General features: G+C 74.4%; 10 protein-coding genes and 1 tRNA gene. 4 read left to right on the forward strand and 7 right to left on the reverse strand.

Annotated elements, in window-relative coordinates:
* Positions 1-44 precede the first annotated feature (44 nt).
* The 5 genes from MNY60_RS16175 to MNY60_RS16195 all read right to left on the reverse strand — a co-directional run bounded on the left by MNY60_RS16175 (position 45) and on the right by MNY60_RS16195 (position 5,235).
* Positions 45-731 (reverse strand): metal-dependent transcriptional regulator, encoded by a 687-nt coding sequence (locus MNY60_RS16175; protein WP_242340504.1) that lies wholly within the window; start codon positions 729-731, stop codon positions 45-47.
* A complete protein-coding gene (locus tag MNY60_RS16180) occupies positions 728-955 on the reverse strand; it encodes a hypothetical protein (RefSeq protein ID WP_242356137.1) in 228 nt (75 codons plus the stop codon). Before MNY60_RS16180 ends, MNY60_RS16175 begins: the two co-directional genes overlap by 4 nt.
* A gap of 9 nt (positions 956-964) precedes the next feature.
* Positions 965-3,034, reverse strand: coding sequence for a ferrous iron transport protein B (feoB, locus tag MNY60_RS16185; protein ID WP_242356135.1), 2,070 nt, complete (start codon positions 3,032-3,034; stop codon positions 965-967).
* Positions 3,031-3,549, reverse strand: coding sequence for a Fur family transcriptional regulator (locus tag MNY60_RS16190; protein WP_242356132.1), 519 nt, complete (start codon positions 3,547-3,549; stop codon positions 3,031-3,033). The genes feoB and MNY60_RS16190 overlap by 4 nt, the downstream gene beginning before the upstream one ends.
* A gap of 75 nt (positions 3,550-3,624) precedes the next feature.
* Positions 3,625-5,235 (reverse strand): hypothetical protein, encoded by a 1,611-nt coding sequence (locus tag MNY60_RS16195; RefSeq protein WP_242356130.1) that lies wholly within the window; start codon positions 5,233-5,235, stop codon positions 3,625-3,627.
* 1,243 nt (positions 5,236-6,478) lie between these two features.
* Here MNY60_RS16195 and MNY60_RS16200 point away from each other — a divergent pair.
* Positions 6,479-6,793 (forward strand): zinc ribbon domain-containing protein, encoded by a 315-nt coding sequence (locus MNY60_RS16200; RefSeq protein WP_242356128.1) that lies wholly within the window; start codon positions 6,479-6,481, stop codon positions 6,791-6,793.
* Between the two features lie 113 nt (positions 6,794-6,906).
* On the opposite strand, the gene MNY60_RS16205 is transcribed toward MNY60_RS16200, so the two are convergent.
* Positions 6,907-7,275: a hypothetical protein gene (locus MNY60_RS16205; RefSeq protein ID WP_242341487.1), complete on the reverse strand. Its 369-nt coding sequence runs from the start codon at positions 7,273-7,275 to the stop codon at positions 6,907-6,909.
* 124 nt (positions 7,276-7,399) lie between these two features.
* On the opposite strand from MNY60_RS16205, the gene MNY60_RS16210 reads away from it, so the two are divergent.
* Both MNY60_RS16210 and MNY60_RS16215 read left to right on the forward strand, forming a co-directional pair.
* A tRNA-Leu gene (locus MNY60_RS16210) sits at positions 7,400-7,483 on the forward strand.
* Between the two features lie 87 nt (positions 7,484-7,570).
* On the forward strand, positions 7,571-8,299 hold the full coding sequence (locus tag MNY60_RS16215; protein ID WP_242341488.1) for a tetratricopeptide repeat protein: 729 nt from the start codon (positions 7,571-7,573) through the stop codon (positions 8,297-8,299).
* A 126-nt stretch (positions 8,300-8,425) separates the two neighbouring features.
* On the opposite strand, the gene uxx1 is transcribed toward MNY60_RS16215, so the two are convergent.
* On the reverse strand, positions 8,426-8,644 hold the full coding sequence (gene uxx1, locus MNY60_RS16220) for a UXX-star selenoprotein family 1 (protein ID WP_242341489.1): 219 nt from the start codon (positions 8,642-8,644) through the stop codon (positions 8,426-8,428).
* A 479-nt stretch (positions 8,645-9,123) separates the two neighbouring features.
* On the opposite strand from uxx1, the gene MNY60_RS16225 reads away from it, so the two are divergent.
* Positions 9,124-10,470: a diguanylate cyclase gene (locus MNY60_RS16225; protein WP_242356126.1), complete on the forward strand. Its 1,347-nt coding sequence runs from the start codon at positions 9,124-9,126 to the stop codon at positions 10,468-10,470.
* The last annotated feature ends 46 nt before the right edge of the window (positions 10,471-10,516 follow it).

Below are 10,516 nucleotides of genomic sequence, written 5' to 3' on the forward strand. Positions count from 1 at the left end.
TCTCTCCTGCGCCTTTCCGGGTGGGGACTCGAGCTGCGCTTCGGCTACGACGAACGAGCCTCGACGGGCTTCACGTAGATCTCGCCCGCGATCTCGGGATCGAGGGCGATGGTGGTCTCGCCGACCTCGATGACGTACGACGGCGAGCGCTGGTGGAGCCGGATGGTGCTGCCGGGGATCACCCCCAGCGCGGCGAGCCGATCCATCCGGTCGTGGAACTTGGGCGCGATGAACACGATGCGGCCGGACGCGCCGAGCTCGAAGCTGCGGAGCCCGGTCACGAAGGGCCGGACCGTCTTCTGGTAGGTGCCGCAGCAGCCGCCCGGGGGGATGGGCTTGCCGTGGGGGCAGGTCGGGGGGTGGCCGAGCAGCGTGCAGACGGAGTCGGTCGCCTCGGGCGAGAGGATGTGCTCGAGCTCGCACGCCTGCTGCTCCGTGACGCCCTCCGCCAGATCGAGCACGTCGCGGAAGAGCCGCTCCGCGAGCCGGTGCCGGCGCACGACGTCGCGGGCGCGCCGCTCGCCCTCCTCCGTGAGGTGGACGTGCGCCCCCTCGAGCCGGAGGAGGCCCGCGCGCGCGAGCTCCTCGAGATCCGCGCGGCCCGCGCCCGGCGCGTGCTCGGCCTCCGCCGCCGCCAGGATCTGGTCGGCCGCGTCGCGGCCCGCCTCGCGCTGGGTGTAGGCGGTCTCCAGGATCTCCTCGAGCCGCCGCGTCGCCGTCCCATTATTCACGGAAAGTCGCTCCTCCCGTCCTTGTCGCGCTTGAGCCGGTCGATGAGGCGCCGGAGGCCGCCGGCGAGCCCGGCCTCCTGCGGGAAGCTGTAGCTGCACGAGGGGCAGCACACGACGCGGCAGCCCTTCGCCATCGGGCAGCTCGGGCGGCACCCCTGCCCCATCGCGTCGAAGCGGGTCCCGCACAGCGGGCACGTCTCGATCTTCTCGACGAGGGCCGCCACCAGCGCCTCCTAGTACAGCCACCGCATGAGCTGGTTCACCACCGCGCCCACCCCGACCGCGAACGGCACGATGAACCCCATGATCGCGACGCCGGTCTTCCAGCCGCGCTCCTTCAGGATCATGAAGAAGTTCGCGATGCAGGGGACGAAGAGCGTGATCGTGACGAGCGCCACGACGATCTCGATCTGCATCGAGCGGGTGAGCCCGCCGCCGTCCATGAACGGCTGGTAGTGGAGGAACAGGCCCGCCGCCGCGTAGTCGCGCCGCAGGAAGCCGAGGATGAACGCGGCCGCGGCCTCCTTGGGCAGGTCGAGCAGCCCGACCACGAGCGGCGACGCGGCGCGCTCGAGCAACGAGAGCCCGCCGAACCGGTCGAGCAGGTAGAGGATGAGCGTGCCGACGATGAAGAGCGGCAGCGCCTCGCGCAGGTACCACTCGATGCGCGCGAGCGTCTTCACCGCGATGTTGCCGGCCTGCGGCACGCGCAGCGGCGGCAGCTCGAGCATGAAGTCCGAGCCGCGGCCGGGCAGCACCTTCGCCGCGAGCCAGCCGACGAGGAACAGCACGAGCAGCACCGTGGCCCCGAACCAGGCCGTCGCCGCCACCGGGAGCTTGGAGGTCATGGCGAAGATGACCGCCATCTGCGCGCTGCACGGCACGCCGAGCGCGAGCAGGAGCGTCACGATGACCCGCTCCTTCCGCGTCTCCATGATGCGCGCCGTCATCGTGGCCATCGTGTCGCAGCCGAGCCCGAGCACCATCGGCAGGACGGCCTTGCCGTTCAGGCCCATCCGCTTGAACACCTTGTTCAGCATGACCGCGAGGCGCGGCAGGTAGCCCGAGTCCTCGAGGATGCTGAACGCGATGAAGAACGTCGTCACGATCGGCAGCACGATCGCGATGCCGTAGGACAGGCCCATCGAGACGATCCCGTACTTGCCGATGAGGATCCCGTTCTGCGTCACGGCGTCGGCGCCGGGAGGACCGACGAGGAAGCTCTCGAAGCGGCCGTCCGGTACGAGGAACCGCACCGCGGCGGTGATCCACGGCACGAGGTAGTTCGCGAAGACGGTGTTCTCGAGGAAGTCGACGAGCGTCCCGGCCCCCAGCACGCCCACGAACTCGTACGCCGCGAAGAGCACGACGGCGAGGATGGGGATCCCCCACAGCGGGTGCGTGGACCAGGTGCCGAGCTTGCGGCCGAGGCCGCTCGCCGCGGTGGCGCCGCCCCGCGTGACGACCGCGTCGTGCAGCCGGTCGGCCGCCGCGAGCCGCTGGCGCGCGACCACGAAGCGGAGCGACTCGGGGTAGCGTGCCGCCACGGTGCGCCGGATCGCGTCGATCCGGGCGAGGTCCGCCTCGGAGACGTGCGCGGCGAGCTGCGGGCGGAGCGACTCGTCGCCCACGAGCGCCATGACGGCGAGCGCCCGGGCGCCGAAGCCGCCGCGCGGCATGAGCGGCGTGATCTCCGCGAGCGCCGCCTCGATCGCGTCGTCGTAGCGGGGCCGGAAGGGCGAGGCGCGGCCACCGGCGGCGATGCGCTGCTGCAGGGCCGCGAGCCCCTGCCGCTGGACCGCCACGGTCGGCACGACGTCGATGCCGAGGTCGCGCGAGAGCCGCTCCACGTCGATGTGGAACCCGCGGCTCGCCGCCTCGTCCGCCATGTTGAGCGCGAGGGTGAAGGGGATCTCCGCCTCGGCGAGCTGCGTCGCGAGCAGGAGCCCGCGCCGGAGGTTCTTCGCGTCGCAGACCTGCACGGCCGCGTAGCCGCGCTCGGAGAGCAGGATGTCGCGAGTGACCTGCTCGTCCTCCGACATGGGGATGAGGTTGTTCGTCCCCGGCGTGTCCATCACGTGCCAGGGCTGCCCCTCGATGGTGGCCGAGCCGCGCGTCACCTCGACGGTCGTCCCCGGGTAGTTCGAGACCGTGACGTACTTGCCGGTGAGCGCGCCGAACAGCGCGCTCTTCCCGACGTTGGGGTTGCCGACGAGGATGATGGCGCGGTTCGCCGCGACCACCTGCTTCTTGTCGAGCTCGCCGGCGCGCGCGGCAGCCGGAGCCGGGGCGGGAGGGGTCACGCGCGCTCCTCGCGCACGGGGGCGGCCTTCCGGCAGCGGGCGCAGCGGCCGTACAGCTCGAGCTTGTGGCTCTCGACCTCGAAGCCGTGCCGGCGCGCCACCGTCTCCTGCAGCGACTCGATCTTCTCGTTCGCGAACTCCACGATGTCGCCGCAGCCGGTGCAGATGAGGTGATCGTGGTGGGCGCGCCCCGCCGAGGGCTCGTAGCGCGTCTGGCCCTCCCCGAACTGGCGCGCCGAGGCGAGGCCGCAATCGACGAGGAGCTTCATCGTCCGGTACACGGTCGCGACGCTCACGCGAGGGTCGTCGCGCCGCGCGTGCGCGACGAGCTCCTCGACCGTGACGTGACCGCGGACGGCGAAGAAGGCCTGCGCGATGCGCTCGCGCTGCCGCGAGTGCTTGAGGCCCTTGCGCTCGATGTACGCGGCGAGCTCGGCCGCGGCGGCGCCCGCGTCCTGCGGGCGATCGTGCCCGCGCGTCCTGCTGCCCCGGAGGTCGTGATCGGCGTCGGTCATCCTGATAACGATTCTCAGTATCAGACTGACGCCGCCCAGGCAAGCCCCTGCGGTGTCGTCCGCCGCCGGCGGGGCTCAGCGCTCCGGCGCGGCGTCGCGCCAGTACTCCCGCCAACGCGCCGCAGCCCCGGGCCCTTCCCCGCCCGCGTCACGTCCGGCCAGCGCCACGAGGGTGGCGTGCGCCTCGCGGCGGACCTCCGGCGCGGGGTCGTCGAGCAGCTCGATCAGGCGCGGGACCGCTCGCACGCCTGCCTCTCGGGGGCGGTGGCGAGCGACCTCCGCGGCGAGCGCGCGGGTGGCCGGATCGGCCGACCGGAGCGGTCCGGCGAGCTCGACGGGAGGCGCGAGCTCGACCCGGTAACCCTGCGCGAGCTCGAGCACGACCCCGGTGATGACGGCCAGGACGAGCACCATCAGCCCGACCTGCACGAGCGCCTTCCCCGCCGAGTACCTCCCGGCGCGCACCAGCACGAAGCGGTACGCGGCGTAGCCCCCGATGAAGAGCGCGAGGACCACCGCCGGGACCGCGAGCGCCGCGCGAGGCCAGCCGCTCCCGGCGACGGATCGCGCGAGCTCCGGCACGCCGAGGAGCGTCAGCGCGGTGGCGGCGAAGAGCAGCGCGAAGAGGATCCAGCGGAGGGAGCGGACGGCGGCGGGGATTCGGCCGGTCCCGCCGTCCTTCATCCCGGGTGACATGCGCGGCAGTGAACCACGCGCGCGGGCGAGCGGCAACCGCGATCGCCTGGGATCCTTGACTCGGGCGGCGCCCCGGCGCACGTTCCGCCCGCCATGGCCGAGATCGACCCCGAGCTGCTCGAGCGTGTCGCCCGCTGGTGCGCCGAAGCCGGCCGCCAGGCCGGGACGCGAGAGATCCGCGCTGCCCTGTCGCCGCTGTCCTGGGACGAGCTGCTCGCCGCGCGCGCCCTCCTCGCGGATCCGCCTCCCGCGGCGCCGCTCGGCCCGTACGCGCTCGCCGACATCGCGCGCGGAACGCCCGCGGAGACCGCGGCGGAGCGTGAGCGCGAGGCCCGCTACCCGCGGGAAGCGGCCGACGAGCCCGTCGCGCCGGCGCCCCCCGCCGCCGCCGCCGCGTCCGACCAGCCCGCGCCTCGCGCGAAGCCGGGCCGCGGCCGCAAGAAGCCCGGGATCGTCGTCCACCGTGCGCGCGATCGCGTGGAGGTCGCCCCGGAGCCTCCGCCGCCTCTCCCCGCGCTCGACGACCTTCGCCGCGACGAGGGCCGCGCCGTGCTCGAGCGGCTCCTGCGCCGCCACGGCGCGCGCCGCGCCGCGATCCTGGCCGAGCTCCAGGCCGGCTGGCGCGGCCCCGGCGGCGCGACGCCCACCGACGCCGATCTCGCGGCCCTCATCGATCACCACGGCCTCGCCCGCGTGTTCGAGCGGCGCGAGCACGACGAGCTCTTGCACGCGCTGCGCGCGGCCGCCGGATCCCGCGCCGCCGCGGCCGCGGCGCTGGGGCTCGACGAGGCCGGGCTCGACGCCGCCCTCGCCCGGCTCGGCGCCGCGGAGGACGCGGAGCGGATCCGCGAGGAGCGGAGGGCGGATCTCCGCTCCCGCGCGACGCTCTCGGAGCGGATCCACCTCCTGCTCGCGCAGGAGGAGCGGCTGCGGGATCTCGGGCTGCTGGAGGAGATCGAGGCGGATCTCCGAGCCCGCCTCCCCGAGCACCTCCGCGCGCTGCGCGCCAGCGGCGAGTCCCTCGGCCCGGCGCTCTCGCGGAGCCTCTCGTTGCCCTACGAGACCGTCGGGGCGCTCTCCCTGCGGTTCGGCCTCGACCTCGGGCCCGCCGACCTGGGCACGGGCGCGCCGTCCGGCCCGACCGGCTCGGACCGCGGCCGGCGCGGAGCACCGCGCCACGAGGCCCGCCCGGGCGGCGGCGCTCGGGAGAGCCGCTCGCGCTTCGAGGAGCGGCGCCGGTTCGGCTCCGACCGCGCTCGAGACGGAAACGAGCGTACCGAGCGACGCGATCGTCCGCGGGCCGGAGGCCCGGAGCGGGCGCGCGGCTCCGCCGACTCCGTGAGCCCTCCCCCGTTCCGCCGCGGCGCCCCCGACGCATCGCGCTCCCGGGGTGAGCCCACCGGCGGGCAGCCGCGCGGACAAGATCGGCGCGGTCCGCACAAGGGATTCGGGCCGCGCTCGGGTCCCGGTGACCGCGGCGGATTTGCCGCTCGCACCGGCCCCGGCCCTCGCTCGGGCTTCGGACCTCGCTCCGGCTCTGGCCCCCGCACCGGCCCCGGTGGCCCTCGCACCGGCTTCGGCCCCCGCACCGGCCCCGGTGGCCCTCGCTCCGGCTTCGGCCCCCGCACCGGCCCCGGTGGCCCTCGCTCCGGCACGGGCCCTCGCACCGGCTTCGGCCCTCGGACCGGCTCCGGCCCTCGCACCGGCCCCGGCCCTCGCTCCGGCTTCGGATCTCGCTCCGGCTCCGGCCCCGGCCCCCGCACCGGCCCCGGTGGCCCTCGCTCCGGCTTCGGCCCCCGCACCGGCCCCGGCCCTCGCTCCGGCTTCGGACCTCGCTCCGGCCCTGGCCCTCGCACCGGCCCCGGTGGCCCTCGCTCCGGCTTCGGACCTCGCACCGGCCCCGGCCCGCGCTCCGGCCCTGGCCCCCGCACCGGCCCCGGTGGACCGCGCTCCGGCTTCGGGCCTCGCTCCGGCTTCGGCCCCCGCACCGGCCCCGGTGGCCCTCGCTCCGGCGCGGGCCCTCGCACCGGCCCCGGCCCTCGCACCGGCCCCGGCCCTCGCTCCGGCCCCGGCCCTCGCTCCGGCCCTGGCCCCCGCACCGGCCCCGGCCCTCGCACCGGCTTCGGACCGCGCACCCGCCCGGGCGGAAAGCCTCGGGGTGGCCCCGGCCCGCGCGGCGGCGGCCGGCCACCACGGCGCGGCTAGCCGCACGATGCCGCGCTAGGATCTCGTCGTGCCCATCTACGAATACGTCTGCGAGGAGTGCGGGCGCCTCACCGAGGTGATGCAGCGGATGTCGGACCCCGCGCCGGCGGCCTGCCCCGAGTGCGGGGCGCCTAAGCTCGCGCGGCTCATCTCGCGCACGAGCTTCCAGCTCAAGGGCGGCGGCTGGTACTCGGATCTCTACGCGTCGCCCAAGACCAAGCCGGAGGCGCCGACGGGGACCGGCCCGAAGCCGGAGGCCGCCCAGGCGGCCCCCGCCGCCAAGACGGACGCGGGAAGCGCCGCCGCGCCCGCGAAGCCCGTCGCGAAGAAGGACAGCGCCTGAGGAAGAAATCACCGGACCGCGACGCGCCGGCTGCGAGCGCGACGACGGCACCTCTCGCGACGGTCCGGAGTCTTCACGGCGTCCGGGGGCGCACCCGCGGACCCCGTGCGCCGCTACGCCTTCGGCTTGGGCGCGGGCTTGCCCTTCTCGAAGACCACGCCGTCGCCGAACTTCGCGACGATCTGCTTCTTCGTCTTCAGGCCCGTCATGTCGATGACGAAGTTGGGGACGCGCCGCGCGCGCCGATCGGCAGCCCAGCGGGTGATCTCTCCGCGCGGGCGCGACGACGCGCCGTTCACGGAGCGGCGACGGCGGCCCCTGCCGCCCTTGCGCGCGACCTCCGCCTCGAGCTCGGCCTCGAGCCGGGACGCGGCCATCTCCGCTACGGCGCGCGCGATCGCGGCGGATGCGCGCTTCACGACGGGCTCCATCGCCGCGCGAACTGCGGCGTCGAGCGAGGTCTGGGCGGGCGGGCGGGCCATCGGGCGTCTCCTGTCGGGATCGATTGCGCAGTTTGCTCACCGCGCAAAATCGAGCTTTGGCCGGCATTATAGACCCCCGGTCATGCGCCCAATCCATTTTTCTGCTAGGTTCCGCGGCGCCATCGGCCCTCTGGCGAAACGGTAGACGCGCTCGACTCAAAATCGAGTGGGGTGATCCCCCGTCCCGGTTCGAGTCCGGGGAGGGCCATTCGCGGGGCCCCGCGCGCCCGCGTTTTCCCTTGCCGCAGGGGCGCGGCCACGTGTATCCGTACCCCGCACCTCCACCGGGAACGTCATGTACAACCTCCTCATCAGCCTGGGGATCGGGCTCGTCGTCGGGGCCGCGATCGCGATCGGGACCAGCTTCGGCTGGGCCGCCGCCGTGTTCCCCGCCCTGCTCGCCGCGACCATCGCCTACTTCGTCCTCGCGCGGCGGACGTGGAAGCAGCTCGAGTCCGTCTTCGACGGGATGCAGGCGGACGTCCGCGCCCAGAAGCTCGACAAGGCGGTGCAGACGCTCCAGGGCGGGTTCCGGCTCGCGCCGTGGCAGTTCCTCGTCGCCTCGCAGCTCCACTCGAACATCGGGATCCTGCTCTTCATCCGCCAGGACCTCGACGCCGCCCTCCCCCACCTCGAGAAGAGCTTCTCGCGCAACTGGATCGCGCGCGGGATGCTGGGCGTCGTCCGCTACAAGCGGCGTGACCTCGACGGCATGAAGCGCGTCCTCGAGGACGCGGTGAAGACGAACAAGAAGGAGGGCGTGCTCTGGTCGGCGTACGCCTGGATCCTCGAGGAGCTCGGCCGGCACGAGGACGCGATCGCGGTGCTCGGGCGCGCCGTGCAGGCGAACCCGTCCGACGAGAAGCTGAAGGGCTCCCTCCAGCTGCTCCAGAACGGGAAGAAGCTGAAGCTCGGCAAGGTGTACGGCGAGCAGTGGTTCCAGTTCATGCTGGAGCGCCCGCCGCCTCAGTTCGTGGGCGGCCCGGGCTTCCGCGGCGGCAAGCGCGCCATCTACGGGCGCTGAGCGCGGCGCACGATCCCGGGGGCGTCCTCGTTCGCTGCGCTTGCCCGCCTCGACTCCGGGCTCCTGCGCCTTCGAGGGCGCGACGATCTCTTCTCCTCGCTCCCGACCGGGAGCGCGTCACACCCCTCAGCTTCCGCCGAAACCCACCGACACGCGCCCGCGCGCGTCGACGATCAGCGGCACCCGGCGATCGCCGCCGGAGAGCTCGAGGAACCGCCTCATCGCGGCGGCGTCCTTCTTCACGTCGAAGTAGGTGAATTCCACACCACGGGCGCCGAGATCCTCACGCGCGGCGCTGGTGTAGGGGCATGAATCCTTGCCGTAGATCTCGACGACGCCGGCCATCTCGCGGTCCTCCGTCGCACAAAATATTCCGGACCGCTCCCGCGCGTGGGCGGAAATTCTTCCCGGCCGTGTGGCGCGCAGGACACGCGCGCCCGGCGGTCGCGCACGAACGCCTCGGGATCGCGCGACCTTCCACGCGCCGGGCGCGCCGCAGGCCCGCGGCACCGCCCTTGCTGTCCTGCGTCGCGTGACCTCTCGCGCCGTCTTCACCCTCCCCGGCACCACCCGCCTCTCCCCGCGCAGTCGCCGCGCGCTCAAGATCGCGCTGGCAGCCCTCCTGGGGATACCGTGGATCCCCCTCGCAGCCGCGCTGTACGCTTGGATGCACTGATGGCGGACGAGCCCCGCGAGCTCCCGCCGATCGGGCTGACGCTCGCCGGGGGGGCAGGCGTCTCCCGCGCGTCTGCGGCAGGGGTCAGGCCTGCCGTTCTGCTTCGCCCCCACTACATTTGAACGACCCGAACGGACGAACGCCGGCCGTGAAGCCACAGGACCCGAGAGCCGCCGATGTGGGCGAGACCGCGCGCGACCCGCTCGCGCCGCTGCTCGCCGCGATCGACGCCGCCTCGGGCCTGCCCGCGGAGGAGCGGGCGCGTCGCCTCCGCGAGGCGCTCCCGAGCGGCCTCGCGGATCTGGCGGACGCGAACCGCCGGCTCCGCGAGACGACCCACCGCCGCGACGCCCTCCTCGCCTCCGCGGCCGCCGAGCTCCGCTCCGCGGCGGAGCTGCTCGCGGCGGACGCCGCACAGGCCGACGCGCACCGCGGCGAGATCTCGCGCCTGCGCCGCGTCGCGGACGACCTCGATCGGACGGTGCGCGCGGCGCCGGACGCCCGCCCCGCGCGCCGGCCCCGTCCCTCCGGGACGCGCCCGCGGCTGCTCGTCGTCGACGACGAGGCGGACGCGCGCGAGGTGCTGACCGAGGTGCTCGAGCCGGAGTACGAGGTTTTGCTGGCCGAGGACGGGGAGGTGGCGCTCGAGGTCGCGCGCGCGGAGCACCCGGACGTCGTGCTCATGGATCTGTTCATGCCGCGCCTCGACGGGCTCCAGGCGCTCGAGCGGCTGCGCGCGGACACCGCGACCAACGACATCCCCGTCATCTTCGTCTCGGGCCACGGCGACGACGCTGTTAAGGTGCGCAGCCTCGACCTCGGCGCGGTGGATTACCTCCAGAAGCCCTTCTCCGAGCGCGAGCTGCGCGCGCGCGTCGAGCGGACGCTACGGCTCATGCGCAGCCAGACCGCGCTGCGCGAGCTCGCCCAGACGGACGCGCTCACCGGCCTCGCCAACCTCCGCGCGTTCCGCGCGCGCGTGGAGGAGGAGGTGAAGCGCGCGCTCCGCTATCACACGCCGCTCACCTGCGTGATGGCCGACATGGATCAGCTGAAGCCGATCAACGACGAGCTCGGCCACGCCGCCGGCGACCGCGCGATCGCCGCGGTCGCGGCGGTGATCCGCGAGGAGCTGCGCGAGACCGACTTCGGGGCGCGCTACGGCGGCGACGAGTTCGTCATCCTCCTGCCGCACACCTCCGCCGAGGAGGGACGGGTGTTCGCCGAGCGCGCCTGCGCGCGCCTGCGCGAGACCGAGCTCGAGATCGGCGGGAAGCGGATCCACGTGGGCGCGTCGTTCGGGGTGGCCTGCCTGTGCGACGATCTCCGCGAGGACGCCGCGGAAGCCCTCGTCGGCGCAGCGGACTCGGCGCTCTACGCCGCGAAGCGCGAGGGGCGCGGCCGCGTGATCGTGGCGGAGCTGCCCGAGCTCCCTGCAGGGCACGCCGTCCCGAGCGCCGCCGCGGCGGACGCCGGTCAGCAGGCCGCGCATTGATGTCGATCTAACGGGGACTGCGTCCCCGCCCCCGCGGCGGCGCCGC

The organism is Anaeromyxobacter sp. SG17, assembly GCF_022690695.1.
Taxonomy (GTDB): Bacteria; Myxococcota; Myxococcia; order Myxococcales; family Anaeromyxobacteraceae; genus Anaeromyxobacter; species Anaeromyxobacter soli.